Origin of the sequence: Pseudomonas sp. zfem001 (assembly GCF_032621725.1) — a bacterium.
Lineage (GTDB): Bacteria > Pseudomonadota > Gammaproteobacteria > Pseudomonadales > Pseudomonadaceae > Aquipseudomonas > Aquipseudomonas sediminis.
In genome coordinates this window covers 671,191-689,448 of sequence record NZ_JAVYJI010000002.1, presented here as the reverse complement: position 1 = coordinate 689,448, position 18,258 = coordinate 671,191, and the positions used below count along the sequence as shown (strand labels likewise).

The window sequence follows — 18,258 nt, the reverse complement described above, 5'->3', positions numbered from 1 at the left end:
GCCGTGGTAGGCGGGGCGTCGTGTAATCGCCTCATCGCTACGGTGGTGTTTGCAAGCAGAACCACGTCGGGTGGCCCGCGTCGAGTCCAACTCGCAGCGCAAGCCCCCGACGGACTGCTTCGGCAGTCACAGGTGGCGCGGTATCACAAGTACAGCGCCGAATGCGCAATACCTAAACGAAGACGGTAGACAAGCATGAATCTTCACGAGTATCAGGGTAAGCAGCTGTTCGCTGAATACGGCCTGCCCGTATCCAAGGGTTTCGCGGTAGACACCCCGGAAGAAGCCGCAGAAGCCTGCGAAAAAATCGGCGGCAGCGAGTGGGTCGTCAAAGCTCAGGTCCACGCTGGTGGCCGCGGTAAAGCCGGTGGCGTAAAGCTGGTCAAGAGCAAAGAAGACGCCAAGGCTTTCGCCGCCAACTGGCTGGGCAAGCGTCTGGTGACCTACCAGACTGACGCCAACGGTCAGCCGGTCAGCAAAATCCTGGTCGAATCCTGCACCGACATCGCCAAGGAACTGTACCTGGGCGCTGTAGTGGACCGCTCCAGCCGTCGCATCGTGTTCATGGCTTCCACCGAAGGTGGCGTGGACATCGAGAAAGTGGCCCACGAAACCCCTGAGAAGATCCTCAAGGCCACCGTTGATCCGCTGGTCGGTGCTCAGCCGTACCAGGGTCGCGAGCTGGCTTTCCAGCTGGGCCTGGAAGGCAAGCAAGTCGCTCAGTTCGCCAAGATCTTCGTAGGTCTGGCCAAACTGTTCAAAGATCACGATCTGGCTCTGCTGGAAGTCAACCCGCTGGTCATCAAGGCCGACGGCGACCTGCACTGCCTGGATGCGAAGATCAACATCGACGCTAACGCCATGTACCGTCAGCCGAAGCTGAAGACCTTCCACGACCCGTCGCAAGACGATCCTCGTGAAGCCCACGCTGCCAGCTTCGAGCTGAACTACGTGGCCCTGGAAGGCAACATCGGCTGCATGGTCAACGGTGCCGGTCTGGCCATGGGTACCATGGACATCGTCAACCTGCACGGCGGCAAGCCAGCCAACTTCCTCGACGTAGGTGGCGGCGCGACCAAAGAGCGCGTGACCGAAGCCTTCAAGATCATCCTGTCCGACAGCAACGTCGCTGCCGTTCTGGTGAACATTTTCGGCGGCATCGTTCGTTGCGACATGATTGCCGAAGGCATCATCGGCGCAGTGAAAGAAGTCGGCGTGAAAATCCCGGTGGTCGTCCGCCTGGAAGGTAACAACGCTGAGCTGGGCGCCAAGGTCCTGGCTGAAAGCGGCCTGAACATCATCGCGGCAACCAGCCTGACCGACGCTGCTCAGCAAGTCGTCAAAGCTGCGGAGGGCAAGTAATGAGCGTCCTGATCAATAAAGACACCAAAGTCATCTGCCAGGGCTTCACCGGCTCGCAGGGTACTTTCCACTCCGAACAAGCCATCGCCTACGGCACCAAGATGGTTGGCGGCGTGACTCCGGGCAAGGGCGGCACCACTCACCTGGGCCTGCCGGTGTTCAACACCGTGAAAGAAGCCGTTGAAGCCACTGGCGCTGACGCTTCGGTCATCTACGTTCCGGCTCCGTTCTGCAAAGACTCGATCCTGGAAGCTGCATTCGGCGGCATCAAGCTGATCGTCTGCATCACCGAAGGCATTCCTACCCTGGACATGCTGGATGCCAAAGTCATCTGCGACGAACTGGGCATTACCCTGATCGGCCCGAACTGCCCGGGCGTGATCACTCCCGGCGAGTGCAAGATCGGTATCATGCCGGGTCACATCCACCTGCCAGGCAAAGTCGGCATTGTGTCCCGCTCGGGCACCCTGACCTATGAGGCCGTTAAGCAGACCACCGACGCCGGTTTCGGCCAGTCCACCTGCGTGGGCATCGGCGGTGACCCCATCCCGGGCTCCAACTTCATCGACATCCTGAAGCTGTTCCAGGAAGACCCGAAGACCGAAGCGATCGTCATGATCGGTGAGATCGGCGGTTCGGCTGAAGAAGAAGCGGCTGCCTACATCAAGGCCAACGTCACCAAGCCTGTAGTTTCCTACATCGCTGGTGTGACCGCTCCTCCCGGCAAGCGCATGGGCCACGCTGGCGCCATCATCTCCGGCGGCAAGGGCACTGCAGACGAGAAATTCGCTGCACTGCAGGACGCTGGTGTGAAAACCGTGCGTTCCCTGGCTGACATCGGCAAGGCCCTGGCCGAGCTGACCGGTTGGGAAGTCAAGAAGGCCTAAGCCTTCGCTGACTGCATGCAAAAGGCCACCTTCGGGTGGCCTTTTCTGTTTTTGAGCTGTATTTGCCGATACACATCACCTGGCGTCCTATCCCACAAGAGGGGTGGAGACGCGAGTCTCAGTTGCCAGCCTCAATCGAACTGGTACTGCATGCCAGCGCCGACATACCAGGCGCGCTCCGGGCCGGGTTCGTAGTAGCGGCCGTTGCTGTCGCCGACGATCACCGAGCCGATGTACTCGCGATCCAGCAGATTGTCGATGCGCAGCACCTGGTTGAAGGTCATTGCACCAACTTTTTGTTCGAAGCGTGCCTGCCAGTTGAACAGCGCGTAGCTGGGCGCAGTCTTGGCTGTGTTGCTGTCTTCGACATACAACTGGCTGCGGTACAGGCCTTCGATGGCGGTGCTGAACCAGTCCAGCGGTTGCCAGGCCAGCTCGCCAAACAGCGTGCGCGCGGGAATGCCTGGCAGGCGATTGCCCGACTCGATCAATCGACCGTTGCTGGTGAAGTTCTTGCTATAGGTGGCGTCGATCTGTGTATAGGCGAGGTTGGCTCGCAAGGTGTCGCTCAGGCGGCTTTCCAGGGCCAGCTCGACGCCGCGGCGGCGAGTCTGGGCAGCGTTCTGGAAGCGTGATCGGCCTCCGCTGGCTGATTCGACCACCAGCTCGTCGTCGGTATCGATCTGGAACAGCGCCAGTTGCAGGCTGGTGGCCTCGGCCAGGCGTGCCTTGAGGCCGACTTCTACCTGTTCGCTGGTGGCCGGTTGCAGGTCGAAGCCGAAGCTGTTGTCAGGGCCGGAGTAGGACAACTCGTTCAGCGTCGGCGTCTCCACGCCCTTGCCCCAGCTCGCGTAGACATTCAGACCTGGCAACAGGGCGTAACTGGCACCCAGGGTCGGCGTCAGTTCGCGGTAGGTCACCGAGCCACTATCGTCGCCATTGCTCAGGAAACGGTCGTCCACGTCAAATTCCACCTGGCTGTGACGCAGGCCGGCCTGCAGCTCTAGCTTGCCCAGTTGCCAAGCGGCCTGGGCGTAGGGCGACAGGCTGGTGACCTCGTTGCGCTCGTCACGGCGCAGGTTGCCTTTTACGCCCAGGGTGCTGCCGACGAAGTTTTCAAAACCTTGGCGGTCGTCTCGCGAATAGTCGTAATCCAGGCCGGTGGTGACGGTCAGCAGGCTGCTGCCCAGGTCGAACGACTGAATCCAGCGGTTGCCGATGCCGTGAAAGCGGCGCTCGAAGTCGATCACGCCCCCGCCCTGGCGGGCAGGCGTTTGCGCACCGACTGGAATCGACTGGTACTGAATCACCCGTCGTGTACCGTTATATAGCGTGCTTTGCCAGGTGCCGGCGGCAAAGCTGCGCTCGTAGTTGAGCGCGAACTGACGATGATCGACGGTCTTGCGTGTATCGAACTCCAGTGCGCTGGGCGCGGCGCTGCGGCGGTCGCTCTTCACCTGAGCCCAGGTCAACCCTTGCGGGTCTTGCGTGTCGTTCTGATCCAGCTCGCTGAAGCTCAAACTGAGCTTGCTGACATCGTCCGGGTACAGAGTCAGCTTGGCGAAGGTCTTGTCGAGGATGGCGCCGCTATGGTCGCGGTAGCCGTCGGTCTCGAAGTGCGAGCGGTTGATGATGAAACCAGCCTTGTCGTTGCCACCTTCGGCTGCGACGCGGGTGCGACTGGTGCCGTAGGCGGCTTGCGAGGTGTCGAGTGACAGCTTGGGTGGACCTTCGCCATCACGCGAGAACAACTGGATGACCCCGCCAGAATTGCTGCCGTAAACGCTGGCGAAGGGGCCGCGCAGCACCTCGATACGTTCCAGGGTGTCGAGGTCGAAGGTCGCGGCCTGGCCTTGACCGTCGGGGTTGGACAGCGGCACACCGTCAGCCAGCAGCTTGATACCGCGAATGCCGAAGGCCGAGCGGGCGCCGAAGCCGCGCGAGGATATCTGCAGGTCCTGCGCATAGTTCTGCCGGTTCTGCACCACCAGCCCCGGCACGCTGCCGAGCGCCTCGGACAGGTTGACGCCTGGTTTGCCGAGGGTGGCCTGTTCGGCATCGATGCGGTTGACGGAGAAGGGCAGTTGCCAGCCACTGGCCTGATAGCGGCTGCCGGTGACCACTAGCGGGTCGGCCTGGTAGGAGGCGTTTTCGGCCTGTGCAGTGAGTGACCAGAATAATGGGGGCAGCCAGAAGCAGGGGCTCAGCCGATACATAAGCGAAATGTCTCTCTTGGGGCCGGTAGGCGATCTTGAACGTGTCAGCCAGCAGCGGGCCATAGCTGGACGATCATCATTAATGAAAATGCTCTACGAAATGTTGCCAGGGGAGGGTTGTCGAACGATTTGGATAGCGCTAACATTTGGCTCAAACAATGAGCGGTACCACCTTGATGGTGCCCCTGGAGTTCCCATGCAACAGCAGCCTCCCGCACTGCCTGCCCGTACCACCCTGGTGGTCATGGGGGTCAGTGGCTCCGGCAAGAGCGAGATCAGCCAGGCAGTCGCCACTGCCCTCGGTTGGCGTCATATCGAAGCCGATCATTTCCACCCCCCTGAGAACGTAGAGCGCATGCGCGCGGGCACCCCGCTGAGCGACGAAGACCGTCGCCACTGGCTGGATGCGCTGTGCGAGCAGATGCTGGCCGCGCAGGCCGTCGGTGAGTGCTTCGTGCTGGCCTGCTCGGCGCTCAAGCGCGCCTACCGCGAACGCATGCGTCAGGCGATTCCGGGGTTGCAGTTCGTGCACCTGGATATCGATCACGCTACCGCTGTGCAGCGCGTGGGTGCTCGGCCTGGCCATTTCATGCCGACTTCGTTGGTTGACAGCCAATTCGCCACTCTCGAAAGCCCGGCAGGTGAACCATACGTACGTGTCGTCGATGCGCAGCAGTCGCGGCAAACGCTGGTGGCCGAGATCCAGGCCTGGGTACGTCGAGAAGCGGCGGAGGCCGTGTCGAGCCAGGCTCAGGATATGCTCGAGAGCGAAATTGATAGCGCTAACCAAGCGGCTCAGCTAGGTGCCGAACCGATTTATGAAGGGCGCATCGCGCGTATGTTCGATCGCCTGACCGATGGAATGATGGCGGTGCTGATGGCCTTCATGGTGGTGGCGGTGTTCACCAACGTGGTGCTGCGCTACGCATTCGGCACGGGTTGGCCTGGCGCAGAAGAGTTGTCGCGCCTGGCCTTCGTCTGGCTGGTATTCGTCGGCGTGGCATCTGGCATGCGGCGGGGCGAGTTGATGACATTCCGCATGATTCGCGACCGCTTCCCGTTATTGGCGCAGCGACTGGTGGATTCACTGAGCTGGATTCTAGTGGCAGCAGCGAGCCTGCTCTCGGCCTTGGGTGCCTGGAATCAGGTGCAGTTCGGTTGGGGCAACGTCAGTACGGTGGTTGGTTACCCAGTGGTGCTGGCGATGCTACCGGTGCTGGCGAGCATGCTGGTGCTGGCGATTCTCGCCGTGGTGCAGTTGATCAACCTCTGGCGGCGTACGCCGCAGCCGGCCCTGAGTCAGGCGCACGTCGAATGATGCTGGCTCCATTCCAACAAGACGGGCACTGCCCACCGAGGACCTGCCGATGACTGTCGCGGTATTTCTTTCTTCCTTGCTGGGGTTCATGGCATTCGGCATGCCCATCGCCTTTGCCCTGATCCTTACCGCGGCCGTACTGATGTGGTACCTGGATTTCTGGGACGTGCAGCTGCTGGCGCAGAACCTGCTGGCCGGCGCTGATAGCTTCCCGCTGCTGGCGGTACCTTTCTTCATCCTGGCCGGCGAGCTGATGAACGCCGGCGGTATTTCCCGGCGCATCATCGCGATGGCCCAGGCCTACTTTGGACACCTGCGCGGAGGCCTCGGTTACGTTGCCATCGCCGCTGCCGTGCTGCTGGCCAGTATGTCCGGTTCGGCACTGGCCGATACTGCGGCGCTGGCCACCTTGCTGTTGCCGATGATGCGCCAGCGTGGTTATCCGGTGCATTCCTCGGCAGGTCTGGTAGCTGCTGGCGGCATCATCGCGCCAATTATTCCGCCGTCGATGCCGTTCGTGATCTATGGCGTTGTCACCAACACCTCCATCAGCCAGCTGTTCATGGCGGGGCTGGTGCCGGGGCTGATCATGGGCGCAGGCCTGATCGTCGCCTGGACGCTGATCGCCCGCGGTTTCACCGAGCCGACGCCGCCCAAGGCCACTGCCGCCGAGCGTCGCCGTGTGCTGATCGATGGCGCCGCTGCCTTGATGTTGCCGGTGATCATCGTTGGCGGTCTGCGTTTCGGCATCTTCACCCCTACCGAAGCGGCGGTTGTCGCTGCGGTATATGCTCTGGGCGTTTCCACCTTGCTCTACCGCGAGCTGAGCTGGAGCGACCTGATGGAGACCCTGACCCGCGCCAGCCGCACCACGGCGTCGGTGATGTTCCTTTGCGCCGCGGCCACGGTATCGGCCTACATGATCACCCTGGCCCAACTGCCGGACGAGATTGGCGCCATGCTCGGGCCACTGGCTGATCATCCAAGACTGCTGGTGCTGGCGATCATGCTGTTGATGATCGCGGTAGGCATGGTGCTCGACCTGACGCCGACCATCCTGATTCTGGCACCGGTACTGGCGCCCATCGCGATCAAGGCCGGCGTCGATCCGGTGTACTTCGGCGTGATGTTCGTACTGATCGGCTCCATCGGCCTGATCACCCCGCCAGTTGGCACGGTACTCAACGTCGTCGGCGGTATCGGCAAGTTGCGCATGGAAGTGCTAGTACGCGGCGTCATGCCGTTCTTCCTGATCTATCTGATCATCGTCGCGGTGCTGGTGGCATTCCCGTCCATCGTTACCGTGCCGTTGGCCTGGTTGCGCTGAGTTGACCCAGCGGCGCTGGCGCGCCGTCATCATTCACAACAATAAGAGGTAGTCCCGATGAAACGTCCACTGCTCGCCATCCTCACTGCTGCCATGCTGTGCAGCCCGCTCGCCAGTTTCACGGCCCATGCCGATGACGTACGTTCGCGCATGATCCGCTTCGGTTACGGTCTCAACGAGAACAGCAACCAGGGCCGTGCGGCCAAGCTGTTCGCCGAAGAGGTGGCCAAGGCTTCCGACGGCAAACTCAAGGTGCGCACTTTCGGCGCCGCCAGCCTGGGTTCCGACGACCAGATGCAGAGCGCGCTGATCGGTGGGGCGCAGGAAATGATGGTCGGTTCGACCGCGACTCTGGTGGGTATCACCAAGGAAATGGCCGTGTGGGACACGCCGTTTCTGTTCAGCAGCGCCGAGCAGGCCGATGCCGTGCTCGACGGCCCGGTGGGCCGCCAGGTCATGGACAAGCTGGAAGAGAAAGGCCTGGTCGGCTTGGTGTACTGGGAAAACGGCTTCCGTAACCTGACCAACAACAGTCGCCCGATCAGCAAGCTGGAGGACTTCTCCGGGGTCAAGTTGCGCGTAATGCCCAACCCGGTGTTTCTCGAGACCTTCAAGCTGATGGGCGCCAACGCGGTGCCACTGCCGTTCTCCGAGCTGTTCACCGCGCTGGAGACCAAGGCCGTCGACGGCCAGGAAAACCCGTTCAACACCATCCTCTCCTCGAAGTTCTACGAGGTGCAGAAGTACCTGACCGTGACCAATCACGTTTACAGCCCGTGGATCGTCACCGTGTCCAAGCGCTGGTGGGACGGCCTGTCGCAGACCGAGCAGAACATCCTGCTGGAGGCGGCCAAGAAGGCGCGTGACTTCGAGCGCAAGGATACCCGCGAGGAGGCAGACCGCGCCCTGGCCGAGCTGAAGGAGAAGGGCATGCAGATCAACGAAGTGGAAGCGGCCGAAGTGCAGCGCATGCGTGAGCAGGCCGCACCGGCGATCCAGAAGGTCGTCGACACAGTCGGTCAGCAACTGTTCGATCAGGTGCAGGCTGAAGCCGAGAAGGCCGCTCTATAAGAGCTTGCCCACGTTCAGGTGCGACTAATGCGCAGCCGATCGTGGTCAGGTTTGCAGTTTCGCGGGGCACGCAGGTGGTAACGCTCCTTGCATGGTGACGTTACCCCGGGCGGCGTGTCCCGCGCTTTATTCATCGGCGGGGCTGGTAGAATCGCACACTGGTAAACAATGGAGGCGCTATGACTCAACGCCGTCGCCGGTCCGCCGAACGCGTCACCCTGTCCGATGTGGCCAAGGCAGCAGGCTGTTCGCTGATGTCTGCCTCGCGCGCCTTGTCGCAGCCGGGGCGGGTCTCCGATGCGCTGCGCGAGCAGGTGATGCGCGCGGCCCAGTCGCTGGGCTACGTGCCCAACCCTGCCGCGCGGGCGCTGGCCAGTTCGCGTTCGAACCTGGTGGCGGTGGTGATTCCGTCGCTGTCCAACTCGGTGTTCGTCGATACCGTCGAGGCCATCCAGCGAGTGCTGATGCCGGCCGGCTTCGAGATGATGATCGGCGTCAGCCACTATCGGGTGGATGAGGACGAGCGCCTGCTGCGCTCCTACCTGGCGCACCAGCCAGCTGGCCTATTGCTTACGGGGTTCGAGCGCAGCGACGCGGCGCGGGAAATCCTCGGCGCCAGCAGTTGCCCGTTAGTAACGCTGATGGAGCTGAGCGAGGAGCCGGAGGACTACTGCGTCGGTTTCTCTCAGGTAGACGCTGGCGCCGCCATGACCCGTGCCCTGGTGCAGCGTGGTTACCGCCATATCGCCTTCGCCGCGGCGCAGCTCGACCCGCGTACCTTGCAGCGTGCCGAGGGCTATCGCCAAGTGATGCAATACCTCAATCGCCACGACCCGGCACTGGAGCTGCTGACACCGCAGTTGTCATCCATCGGCCTGGGCGCCGAACTGCTCGACCGCCTGCTGGCGCAGCAGCCGCAGATCGATGCGGTGTTCTTCAACAACGACGACTTGGCCATGGGTGCGCTGTTCCGCGCCCGGCAACTGGGGTTGGATGTGCCAGGGCGTCTGGCCATCGCCGGCTTCAACGATCTACCTGCGGCGGCCTGGATGCATCCGGCGCTGAGCACGGTGCGTACCACACGGGGGCGTATCGGCGAGTTGGCGGCGAACATGCTGTTGGCTCTGATGCGTGGCGAAATGCCGGAGCAGCATTGCATCGACGTCGGTTTCGAACTGGTGATGCGCGACAGCGCCTGACGCTACTGTTTCTTGCTGGCGGCTGCCAATTGCTCGGCAGCATCCAGGCGCAGGCGCTCACGCTCATCGAAACGTTCGGCGGCCAGGGCCTCGATTGCCGCACGTTTGTCACCCGCGCTGAGGCCTTCGCTGGCGTCGATTCGCGCTTTTTCTGCGAGATAGCCATCCAGGCGTTTCTGCCAGTTCTGCCGCTGGCTATCCAGCGCCTCCAGGCGAGTGGTGGCTTCGGCGCCGACCAATTGCTGACGCATCTGGCGGATCTGCGCGGCGCTGGCGCCCTCGGCCTGCAGTCGGGCTGTGTTCTGCCGCAGTTCCTGTTGCAGTTGTGGCAATACGGCGTCATGCAGCTCTTCCGGCAGGGAGGCGCGCAGGCGGTCGACGGCAACGCCTTTTTCCTCTGCGCTCATTTTGCCGTCGTGCTGGATAGCCAGGCGTTCCAGGGTGAAGCGGTTGTAGCCTTCCTCACGGGCGAAGAAGGCCAGGTGTGTCTCGTTGTCGAACAGGCGCGCACGCAGCGCTTGCACGGCAGTTTCGCGCTGGCGCATGGCATCGAGGTTGGCCATTTGCGGCAGGTCGCGCTCCAGCATCACCAGCTCGCGCTTGTAGCTCAGGTATTGCTCCAGCAGCGTCTGTGCGCGGGTTCGCGCCGGTTCCTGCAATTGGCTGTCGATGTAGCTGCGCAGGCGTGAAACGCTGGCATCCAGGCTTTCTTCACCGACGCTGGCAAGGAAGTAATCGAAGATCCGCCGGATATCTTCGCTGATGACCAGGTTGCCGGCGGCATCCACGCGAAAGCGGCCGTCGACTTCGGTGCCTACGAAGGAGCTGGGCAGAGCCAGCTTGCTGATCTTCTTCTGCTTCTGCGCGTCCTCGACGCTCGGGGCCATTGCCTGGGCAGTCGGCTGCGGCGCGGGCGGCGTAGCCGTGGCGGCGGGAGGGGTGAGGTGGGTGGTTTGGTGTCCGGGTTGCAGGTAGAGCATCAACGCCAGGCTGGCGGCGATCAGTAGAGGTAGGATGAATAAGGCTTTCTTCACGGCAGCTTCCAGTGAGGCGTCGGACCGGGGTTAGAGCTGATGCCTCGTAGGGTGCGACGTACACACCCTACGAGGCTTGGCTGTTTAGAGCCCGGCGTTCTTCAGGCGGTTGGCGTGCTGGCGGTAGACCGTCACCGGGTCGGTCTCGAACAGGCTGGTCAGGCCCAGGGTCTGGTTGACCTCGTCGAGGTGGTTCATCCGGTAGTTGTCACGAATCACCTGGCCCATGCGCGAGCTGCAGCGACCGACCAGGCCGTCGTTGGCTTCGCTGCCGAAGGTCAGCGAGGACGCGCCCATCAGCAGGTCGCTTGGGTCGAGCAGGTTGGTCAGCGGGCTGGTGCCGCTCCAGGAGTAGTAACGCACGCCATTGACGCTGTAGGCGCCTTCGCCGCAGGCGCTGGTGGGAATGCCTTGCGGAAACTTCGCATTGAAGCGCGCTGCGCCCTGGCTGTTGAGCGATTCCAGTGAGCCCAGTGCATTCTGTGGCGTGGTGCTGGAGCTGCCGGAAAGGAAGTTGATCAGCGTCCCCAGGCCGTTGACGATACCCACCAGCAGCGGCGTGGCAACCGGGCCGGCCGGGCCGTCGCTGATGCCCTTGAGGAAGTCGGCGGTGGCCGAACCCTTGTGCGGTGCGCCGACGCTGGTGACGGAGGCGACCAGGTCCGGGCGCACGGCGGCGACATAGCGGGTGGTCGGGCCACCGTGGCTGTGGCCGATCAGGTTGACCTTGCCCTTGCCGCTGATGGCGACGATATCCTCGACCTGCTGCAGTAATTGCTCGCCGCGTGCTTCGGAGGTGTCCAGCTGGCTGACTTCGGTGACATAGACGCTGGCGCCATCGCGGCGCAGAGCGGCCGGGATACCGTACCAGTAGTCGACGCCGAGGATGCTGTCGAAACCGAGCATGCCGTGGCCGAGGACGATGGGGTATTTGGTCTGGGTATAGCCGGATGAACCGAACCAGAAAGCCTGGGTCTGGCCACTGGCGAGCAGGCCGGTACCGAGACAGAGGGCGAGCAGGGTTTTATTGTTTTTCATGGGCGCTCTCGATGGATTTTGTTGAGGCAGTCAGCTGCTTCCAGCAACACAAATCACGCCCATCCTATGGCGCGTACGGCGCAAGATTGATGGCAGGAAGCATGCCAGCGTCGCTGAATCACAAGCGAAGCCTCTAACCCGGGACTTTTGTCGATATTGGTGCGAACTGGCGGCGATATCGCTGGCTAAGTTCTGTTACGTGTCGACACGCAAGATCACGCAAAAGGCCTCGACTCAACTGTTCATCGTGTGATTTTCGAGGCGGTGGCAGGGCGGTTTAGAGGCTGGCAAGTGGGCCGATTAGCCACCGCCCAATCGAAGGTTGGGGGTAACGCTGGGTGCGCCTTGACAGTTTGCCGTGGGCTTCTCTAGGATGCGCGCTGCGCCGATTTAAACAGCTACTTGCGGGGCGCCACAGGGTGTTGTCATCAGCGCCTGAAATTCCGCTAAAGCGCTGGTTCGGTGTCGCCTCTCACCGCTGCCCAGCGGGATTCTCGAGGCGGAGACGCGACCATGATCTGTCCCCAACCCCTTATTCGCCTGGCGCCCATCACTTCGGGCCTGCTGCTGCGCAATCCGCGCGTGCTGCTGGGCGGCAGTCACCAACCTACCTTGCTTCGCTATCTCGAAGGCTGGCCCAAGCGCTGGGTCGGGTCACGTGCCTTTCGCATTCAGTTCGTGCAGAACGGTGAGTCGTTGAGTCGCTTCGCGCGGGATAGTTTTGACCTGGCGGTGATCCAGGCCCCGAGCGCCGAGGGCCTGGCGCAAACCGTCGGTGAGCTGGTGCGTGTGGCGCGCCAGGGGCTGATCACCCGGCGTTAGTCGGGTTGCGAAGCCGGCCATCTGCATAGGAGCGAGCCCTGCTCGCGAAGCTCTTCAAACACCAGTGTTCGCGAGCACTTAGGGGTAATCGATCTCGACGATGTAGCAGGTCTTCTCGCCACTGGGGCTGTGCACGCGAACCTCGGCATCCAGTTCCTTGCCGACCAGGGCGCGGGCCAGTGGCGAGTCAATGCTGATCAGGCCCAGCTTCAGGTCCAGTTCGTCCGGGCCAACGATACGGTAGCGCGCCTGCTCGCCGTCCTCGTCCTCGATGGTGACCCAGGCACCGAAGTACACCTTGTTCGGATCGGACGGCTTCTCGCTGACGACCTTGAGCTTCTCCAGGCGCTTGGTGAGAAAGCGCACGCGGCTGTCGATCTCGCGCAGCATCTTCTTGCCGTAGGTGTATTCGGCGTTCTCCGAGCGATCGCCCTGAGCCGCCGCTTCACTGACCGATTGCGTCACCTGTGGCCTGCGCACATGCCACAACTCATGAAGTTCGGCGCGCAGACGCGCTTCGCCTTCGGGCGTGATCAGTGGTGTACCGGCAGGGCGAGGGGGGCGATAGCGGCTCATGGTGTTCAGGGTCTGAAGAGGGGCGCCAAGTCTAGCAAACCCCTCTCAGGGTTCTCAGCCTTCACGTAGCACGCTCAGCGGGCTGGCATTGAGTGCGCGTCGGGTGCCGAGAACACCGGCCAGACCGATCAGCAAGGCACCAATCAGCGGCAGCAGAAGCAGCCAGGGGTGCGGTTGCCAGCTCATATCGAAGGCATAACGATAGAGCAGGAAACTCACCAGCTCACAGCCCAGCGCGGCGAGCAGGCCGGCGGCAGCGCCGAGCAAGCCGAACTCAGCACGTCGGGCGCTGATCAGTAACTTGCGCTCGGCGCCCAGAGCGCGCAGCAGTGCGCCCTGGCGAATACGTTCATCCAGGGTCGCCTGCAGTCCGGCGAGCAGAACGGTGATACCGGCCGCGAGTACGAACAGCAGCACGTATTCGATGGCCAGGGTGACCTGGGCGAGGATGCTACGCAGCTGTGCAAGAAGGGCATCGACCTGCAGCAAGGTGACGCTGGGGAAAGCGCGGCTGAGCTTGACCAGTTCTGCATCCTGGCCAGGCGGCAGGTAGAAGCTGGTCAGGTAGGTGGCAGGTAGATCCTGTAGGGTCTGCGGCTCGAAGATCATGTAGAAGTTCGGCTGGAAGCTGTCCCAGTCCACCTGGCGCAGGCTGGTGACCTGCGCCTCGCGCTCGATGCCGCCGACGTTGAAGCGCAGGCGGTCGCCGAGCTTCAGCTGCAGACTTTCGGCCAGCTCGGCCTCGACGGAAACGCCAGGCAGATCGCTGGCATGCTCGGCCTTCCACCAACTGCCGGCAGTGATCTGGTTGTCCGACGGCAACTGCTCGGCCCAGGTCAGGCTCAGGTCGCGTTGGATGGCGCGCTCGCCGCGACTTTCCTTGGTCACCAGTTGGCGTACCGGTTCGTCGTTGATCATGATCAGGCGACCCGGTACCACCGGATACAGCGGCGCGGGGTGTGGCGACAGGTCGGCCAGGCGCGCGGCGAAGGCATCGCGTTCGGCCGGCAGCACGTTGAGGGCGAAGTGGTTGGGGGCATCTTCCGGCAACTGGTCCTGCCAGGTATCGAGTAGCTCGCCACGCAGCAGGGCGATCAGCGCCATGGCCAGCAGGATCAGGCCGAAGGCCAGCGACTGCCCAGCTGCAGCGAGCGGGTGGCGCAGCAGTTGGCCGAGGCCCAGGCGCCAGGGTAGGGAGGCACGTTGCAGCAGGCGGCGCAGGCTTTGCAGACCGAGCAGCAGCAGACCGCCGAGCAGCAATGCGGCGAGTAGACCGCCACCCAGCAGTGCCAGCGTCAGTTTCAGGTCCAGACTCAGGCGCCACATGATCAGGCCCAGCGCAACCAGCGCCGCACCGTAGACCAGCCAGGAACTTGCCGGTACCGGCAGCATGTCGCGGCGCAGGACGCGCAGCGGCGGCACACGGCCGAGCGCGGCCAGCGGCGGCAGGGCGAAACCGGCCAGCGCCACCAGCCCAGTGGCCATCCCGGCCAATGCGGGCCACAGATCCGCAGGTGGCAGGTCATCGGGGATCAGGCCGCGCAGCAGATAGAACAGCACGTGCTGGCCGGCCCAGCCCAGCAGCGCGCCGATCATGCAGGCAATCAGCCCGAGCAGCGCCAGTTGCAGGCCGAACAGGGCTAGCGCTTCGCGCCGTGACAGCCCGAGGCAGCGCAGCAGGGCGCTGGCGTCGAAGCGCCTTGCGGCGAAGCGTGCCGCTGACAGTGCCACTGCGACGCCGGCGAGCAGCACCGCCGCCAGGCTGGCCAGGTTCAGATAACGCTCGGCTCGGCCGAGGGCGCCGCCTACCTGGCGATTACCGTCACGGGCGTCGTCCAGGCGCTGATTGGGCTCCAGACCGGCTTCGACGGCCTGGCGGTAGGCGGCCAGGGCGTCGGCATCGCCGCGCCAGAGTTCGCGAAAGCGCACACGGCTGCCAGGCTGCACCACCTCGGTGGCGGCGAGGTCGTCCAGGTGCATCAGCACGCGCGGCGTCAGGCTGTAGAAATCGCCAGCGGTGTCCGGGTCGTAGGTCAGCACGCGGCTCAAGCGCAGGGTCTTGGACCCTATTTCCAGTTCATCGCCAATCTTCAGATTCAGCGCGACCATCAGGCGTGCTTCGGCCCAGGCCTCACCGGGGCGCGGGCTGGAACCCGCTTCCTCTGGTGCGTAGGGTTCGGCAGCGCTCCTCAGTTCGCCGCGCAGCGGATAACGGCTGTTGGCTGCCTTGACGCTGGCCAGCTGAATGCCATCCGCAGCGGCAACCACACTGGAAAACTCCACCGCTTGTGCGTGATCAAGGCCCAGCTTGAGCCCTGCCTCTATCTGTTCCTGGCTGGCGGGTGAGCTACCGCTCAGGCGTAGATCCGCGGCGAGAAACTCACTGGCGCGCAGCAGCATGGCGTCATTCAGGCGTGCGCTGAAATAGCCAATGGCGCTGCTCGCTGCTACCGCGACCAGCAAGGCGAAGAACAGCACCCGCAACTCGCCAGCGCGGGCATCGCGTAGCAGTTGGCGAGCAGCGAGCGAAAACAGGCGAGTCAAGGGCACGCGTTTCATCAGGGCTCCACGCGGTCGATCAGGTGTCCGGCTTCCAGGCGGATCAGGCGCTGGCAGCGGTGCGCCAGGCGCTCGTCATGGGTGACCAGCACCAAGGTGGTGCCGCGTTCCTGGTTGAGCTGAAAGAGCAGGTCGCTGATACGTTCGCCGGTGTGGCTGTCGAGGTTACCAGTGGGTTCGTCGGCGAACAGCACGTCGGGCTCGGCGGCGAAGGCGCGGGCGATGGCCACGCGCTGTTGTTCGCCACCAGAAAGCTGGCGCGGGTAGTGGGTCAGGCGTTGGCCCAGGCCCACACGTTCGAGCAGGGCTCGGGCGCGCTGGCGGGCATCGGCGTGACCTTCCAGCTCCAGCGGTAGCATCACGTTTTCCAGCGCGTTGAGGCTGTCGAGCAGCTGGAACGACTGGAAGACGAAACCCACGTGCTCGGCGCGCAGGCGCGCACGCTGGTCCTCGTCGAGCTCGCTGAGGTTGTTGCCGGCCAGCAGTACGGCGCCGCCGCTGGGCAGGTCGAGGCCAGCCAGTAGGCCGAGCAGGGTGGATTTTCCGGAGCCAGAGCTGCCGACGATGGCCAGGCTATCGCCTTTGTTCAGGTCGAGGTCGAGGTCATGAAGGATTGTCAGCTCGCCTTCCGTGCTGCTGACCACTTTGCTAAGGTTCCGCGCAGCGAGAATGCTCGAAGTCATGGAGATTCCAAATGCGTGCATGGTGGCTGAGTGGTGCCTTGGCCCTGATGTTCTGGGCTCAGGGAGCGGTTGCAGGCACCCTGCTTGTGGTCGGCGATAGTATCAGCGCCGCTTTTGGCCTGGATAGCCGCGTGGGGTGGGTTGCTTTGCTGGAAAAACGCCTTCAGGAGGAAGGTTTCGAGTACGCCGTGGTCAATGCGTCGATCAGCGGCGATACCAGCGCAGGCGGCGCCGCGCGGCTCTCTGCGCTGATCGCGGAGCATAAGCCGGAACTGGTCATCATCGAGTTGGGTGGCAACGATGGCCTGCGCGGGCAGCCTCCTGCGCAATTGCAACAGAATCTTGCGTTGATGATCGACCGGTCCACGTCGGCCGGCGCGCAGGTGCTGCTGTTGGGGATGCGTCTGCCGCCAAACTACGGGGCGCGCTACACCACGGCTTTCGCCCAGGTGTTTGCTGATTTGGCGGAGCAGAAGAGCGTGCCGCTGGTGCCGTTTTTCCTCGAGGGCGTTGGTGGCGTGCCGGGAATGATGCAGGCCGACGGCATTCACCCGACCGAGTCTGCGCAGGCGGTGTTGCTGGACAACGTCTGGCCGACGTTGAAGCCCATGCTTTGAGCGCCTGTGGATGGCGGAAAACTGAGTAGGCAGAGGCTTTTCCGCCTCAGGCCTTTCGGCTAATGTGGCCGACCTGTCACGGAGCCCCAGATGCCGCGTCCCGCCTGGTCCCTTTATGCCTACCAACTGATCGAGCCGGATGAGCAGCTGGATCTGTTCGCCTGTCGTGAGGTGCGAGTGCACCTGGTGGCTCGTCAGTTGCGCCTGGGTGGGCATGCTGATCGCACATTGTGTGGTGGTTTGTTGCCGGCACAACCGCGTTGGCGGACCTTGGAAAAGGCCTGGCTGCGTGATCGTCGCTTGTGCCCAGCCTGCCTGGCGACATTCGAGGCCCAGCGTCAGGGACTGTGCTCGAATTGGGCAGATGGCTGACGCCTGCCCGGCTTGCAAATCGCGGTGTACAATCGCCGCAATATCATTCAACTCTTCAAGGGACATCCCGGATGTTGTCGCGCTTTTCTGCGGTCAACCGCTGCCTGACTCTGGTCGCACTGTGCTCCAGTGCCGCAGTGCAGGCTCTCGAACTTCCACTGCCGCCGCCAGGCGAGGATGTGGTGGGCCAGGTACAGGTGATCAAGGCCAAGTACGAGGACACCTTTGCCGATCTGGGAACGGCAAACGACCTCGGCTATCTGGAAATGGTTGCAGCCAACCCAGGCATCGACCCCTGGCTGCCGGGCGAGGGCAGCGAGATCATCCTGCCGACGCGTTACGTGCTGCCGCCGGGCCCACGTGAAGGTATCGTGATCAATTTGGCCGAGTACCGTCTCTACTACTTCCCGAAAGGGCAGAACGTCGTGCATACCTTCCCACTGGGCATCGGTCGTGAAGGCTGGGGATCACCACTGGGTGTTGGCCGGGTAACGGTGAAGACGCCGAACCCGGCCTGGTATCCGCCCCAGTCGATCCGTGATGAGCACGCTGCTGACGGCGATATTCTGCCCACTGTTGTGCCGCCAGGCCCGGACAATCCACTGGGCCCATACAAGATGACACTGTCGTTCCCGGGTTACCTGATCCATGGTTCGAACAAGAAGTTCGGTATCGGTATGCGCGTCAGCCATGGCTGCTTCCGCATGCTCAATCACAACGTGCTGGAGTTGGCGGACATGGTGCCTGTCGGCACTCCCGTGCGCATTCTGAACGAGCCGTACAAGTTCGGCGTCAGCGGTGGCAAGGTCTATCTGGAAGCGCATGCGCCGCTGGACGATGATGGTGATCCATCTGTCGTCGACAAGCACACGGCGGTGATCAATGCACTGCTCAAGCGTGACGAACTCAGCGGCCTGCGTCTTGACTGGGAGATGGTTCGTGAAGTGGTTGCTGCCGAGGACGGCATGCCGGTGCCCATCGCGGCACAGACCGAGAGCGTGGTGGCGAGCAGCGACAACCCGTTCTGATCACCCCAGTTGCAAAAGCCCGCCTGCATTCGTGTACGCGGGTTTTTTATTGTCTGGTAATCGAGCTGTTCTGAGGGTGGCAGGTCATTAGTGGGTAATAAAAAAGCCGCACCAGTTGCCTGGGGCGGCTTTCGAAAAAACGAGTCGCA

The 18,258-nt window shown here is 62.9% G+C and carries 16 protein-coding genes; 10 read left to right on the top strand and 6 right to left on the bottom strand.

Features of this window, described 5'->3' with window-relative positions; all coding sequences use genetic code 11:
* Window positions 1–195 precede the first annotated feature (195 nt).
* Both sucC and sucD read left to right on the top strand, forming a co-directional pair.
* Window positions 196–1,362 carry an ADP-forming succinate--CoA ligase subunit beta gene (gene sucC, locus RTH74_RS11130; RefSeq protein WP_037051889.1) on the top strand — a complete coding sequence of 389 codons (1,167 nt, stop codon included), beginning with the start codon at window positions 196–198 and terminating at the stop codon, window positions 1,360–1,362.
* On the top strand, window positions 1,362–2,249 hold the full coding sequence (gene sucD / locus RTH74_RS11125; protein WP_059392427.1) for a succinate--CoA ligase subunit alpha: 888 nt from the start codon (window positions 1,362–1,364) through the stop codon (window positions 2,247–2,249). Before sucC ends, sucD begins: the two co-directional genes overlap by 1 nt.
* A gap of 131 nt (window positions 2,250–2,380) precedes the next feature.
* Here sucD and RTH74_RS11120 read toward each other — a convergent pair whose 3' ends face one another.
* Window positions 2,381–4,465, bottom strand: a complete 2,085-nt coding sequence (locus RTH74_RS11120; RefSeq protein WP_316914676.1) for a TonB-dependent receptor — start codon at window positions 4,463–4,465, stop codon at window positions 2,381–2,383.
* A gap of 196 nt (window positions 4,466–4,661) precedes the next feature.
* Here RTH74_RS11120 and RTH74_RS11115 point away from each other — a divergent pair, with 196 nt between their 5' ends.
* The 4 genes from RTH74_RS11115 to RTH74_RS11100 all read left to right on the top strand — a co-directional run bounded on the left by RTH74_RS11115 (window position 4,662) and on the right by RTH74_RS11100 (window position 9,380).
* Window positions 4,662–5,783, top strand: coding sequence for a gluconokinase, GntK/IdnK-type (locus RTH74_RS11115; RefSeq protein WP_316914675.1), 1,122 nt, complete (start codon window positions 4,662–4,664; stop codon window positions 5,781–5,783).
* A gap of 49 nt (window positions 5,784–5,832) precedes the next feature.
* Window positions 5,833–7,110, top strand: a complete 1,278-nt coding sequence (locus tag RTH74_RS11110; RefSeq protein ID WP_316914674.1) for a TRAP transporter large permease subunit — start codon at window positions 5,833–5,835, stop codon at window positions 7,108–7,110.
* 57 nt (window positions 7,111–7,167) lie between these two features.
* Window positions 7,168–8,181 (top strand): TRAP transporter substrate-binding protein, encoded by a 1,014-nt coding sequence (locus RTH74_RS11105; protein ID WP_316914673.1) that lies wholly within the window; start codon window positions 7,168–7,170, stop codon window positions 8,179–8,181.
* 179 nt (window positions 8,182–8,360) lie between these two features.
* The gene (locus tag RTH74_RS11100) at window positions 8,361–9,380 is read left to right on the top strand and encodes a LacI family DNA-binding transcriptional regulator (RefSeq protein ID WP_316914672.1); all 1,020 of its coding nucleotides are present in this window, start codon (window positions 8,361–8,363) and stop codon (window positions 9,378–9,380) included.
* Window positions 9,381–9,382: 2 nt separating this feature from the next.
* Here RTH74_RS11100 and RTH74_RS11095 read toward each other — a convergent pair whose 3' ends face one another.
* Both RTH74_RS11095 and RTH74_RS11090 read right to left on the bottom strand, forming a co-directional pair.
* Complete coding sequence (locus RTH74_RS11095; RefSeq protein WP_316914671.1) at window positions 9,383–10,414, bottom strand: lipase secretion chaperone; 1,032 nt, start codon at window positions 10,412–10,414, stop codon at window positions 9,383–9,385.
* An 84-nt stretch (window positions 10,415–10,498) separates the two neighbouring features.
* The gene (locus tag RTH74_RS11090) at window positions 10,499–11,452 is read right to left on the bottom strand and encodes a triacylglycerol lipase (protein ID WP_099524344.1); all 954 of its coding nucleotides are present in this window, start codon (window positions 11,450–11,452) and stop codon (window positions 10,499–10,501) included.
* 513 nt (window positions 11,453–11,965) lie between these two features.
* On the opposite strand from RTH74_RS11090, the gene RTH74_RS11085 reads away from it, so the two are divergent.
* Window positions 11,966–12,274: a class I SAM-dependent methyltransferase gene (locus RTH74_RS11085; RefSeq protein ID WP_316914670.1), complete on the top strand. Its 309-nt coding sequence runs from the start codon at window positions 11,966–11,968 to the stop codon at window positions 12,272–12,274.
* 78 nt (window positions 12,275–12,352) lie between these two features.
* On the opposite strand, the gene greB is transcribed toward RTH74_RS11085, so the two are convergent.
* From greB to RTH74_RS11070, 3 genes are read right to left on the bottom strand one after another with little or no spacing between them, the layout of a single operon-like run.
* Window positions 12,353–12,850, bottom strand: a complete 498-nt coding sequence (greB, locus tag RTH74_RS11080) for a transcription elongation factor GreB (protein WP_316914669.1) — start codon at window positions 12,848–12,850, stop codon at window positions 12,353–12,355.
* 54 nt (window positions 12,851–12,904) lie between these two features.
* Entirely contained in the window at window positions 12,905–15,409 is a 2,505-nt protein-coding gene (locus RTH74_RS11075) for an FtsX-like permease family protein (protein WP_316914668.1), read from the bottom strand.
* On the bottom strand, window positions 15,409–16,092 hold the full coding sequence (locus tag RTH74_RS11070; protein ID WP_099524335.1) for an ABC transporter ATP-binding protein: 684 nt from the start codon (window positions 16,090–16,092) through the stop codon (window positions 15,409–15,411). The genes RTH74_RS11075 and RTH74_RS11070 overlap by 1 nt, the downstream gene beginning before the upstream one ends.
* Before the next feature lie 11 nt (window positions 16,093–16,103).
* Between RTH74_RS11070 and RTH74_RS11065 the strand changes: the two genes are divergently transcribed.
* The 3 genes from RTH74_RS11065 to RTH74_RS11055 all read left to right on the top strand — a co-directional run bounded on the left by RTH74_RS11065 (window position 16,104) and on the right by RTH74_RS11055 (window position 18,109).
* A complete protein-coding gene (locus RTH74_RS11065) occupies window positions 16,104–16,709 on the top strand; it encodes an arylesterase (RefSeq protein ID WP_316914667.1) in 606 nt (201 codons plus the stop codon).
* Between the two features lie 90 nt (window positions 16,710–16,799).
* On the top strand, window positions 16,800–17,081 hold the full coding sequence (locus tag RTH74_RS11060; RefSeq protein WP_099524330.1) for a hypothetical protein: 282 nt from the start codon (window positions 16,800–16,802) through the stop codon (window positions 17,079–17,081).
* Window positions 17,082–17,152: 71 nt separating this feature from the next.
* Window positions 17,153–18,109 carry a L,D-transpeptidase family protein gene (locus tag RTH74_RS11055; protein ID WP_316914666.1) on the top strand — a complete coding sequence of 319 codons (957 nt, stop codon included), beginning with the start codon at window positions 17,153–17,155 and terminating at the stop codon, window positions 18,107–18,109.
* The last annotated feature ends 149 nt before the right edge of the window (window positions 18,110–18,258 follow it).

Excerpts from the sequence above, each read along its gene's own strand:
- sucC (WP_037051889.1), top strand. The coding sequence starts at position 196 with ATGAATCTTCACGAGTATCAGGGTAAGCAGCTGTTCGCTGAATACGGC.
- sucD (WP_059392427.1), top strand. The coding sequence starts at position 1,362 with ATGAGCGTCCTGATCAATAAAGACACCAAAGTCATCTGCCAGGGCTTC.
- RTH74_RS11120 (WP_316914676.1), bottom strand. The coding sequence starts at position 4,465 with ATGTATCGGCTGAGCCCCTGCTTCTGGCTGCCCCCATTATTCTGGTCA.
- RTH74_RS11115 (WP_316914675.1), top strand. The coding sequence starts at position 4,662 with ATGCAACAGCAGCCTCCCGCACTGCCTGCCCGTACCACCCTGGTGGTC.
- RTH74_RS11110 (WP_316914674.1), top strand. The coding sequence starts at position 5,833 with ATGACTGTCGCGGTATTTCTTTCTTCCTTGCTGGGGTTCATGGCATTC.
- RTH74_RS11105 (WP_316914673.1), top strand. The coding sequence starts at position 7,168 with ATGAAACGTCCACTGCTCGCCATCCTCACTGCTGCCATGCTGTGCAGC.
- RTH74_RS11100 (WP_316914672.1), top strand. The coding sequence starts at position 8,361 with ATGACTCAACGCCGTCGCCGGTCCGCCGAACGCGTCACCCTGTCCGAT.
- RTH74_RS11090 (WP_099524344.1), bottom strand. The coding sequence starts at position 11,452 with ATGAAAAACAATAAAACCCTGCTCGCCCTCTGTCTCGGTACCGGCCTG.
- RTH74_RS11085 (WP_316914670.1), top strand. The coding sequence starts at position 11,966 with ATGATCTGTCCCCAACCCCTTATTCGCCTGGCGCCCATCACTTCGGGC.
- greB (WP_316914669.1), bottom strand. The coding sequence starts at position 12,850 with ATGAGCCGCTATCGCCCCCCTCGCCCTGCCGGTACACCACTGATCACG.
- RTH74_RS11075 (WP_316914668.1), bottom strand. The coding sequence starts at position 15,409 with ATGAAACGCGTGCCCTTGACTCGCCTGTTTTCGCTCGCTGCTCGCCAA.
- RTH74_RS11070 (WP_099524335.1), bottom strand. The coding sequence starts at position 16,092 with ATGACTTCGAGCATTCTCGCTGCGCGGAACCTTAGCAAAGTGGTCAGC.
- RTH74_RS11065 (WP_316914667.1), top strand. The coding sequence starts at position 16,104 with ATGCGTGCATGGTGGCTGAGTGGTGCCTTGGCCCTGATGTTCTGGGCT.
- RTH74_RS11060 (WP_099524330.1), top strand. The coding sequence starts at position 16,800 with ATGCCGCGTCCCGCCTGGTCCCTTTATGCCTACCAACTGATCGAGCCG.
- RTH74_RS11055 (WP_316914666.1), top strand. The coding sequence starts at position 17,153 with ATGTTGTCGCGCTTTTCTGCGGTCAACCGCTGCCTGACTCTGGTCGCA.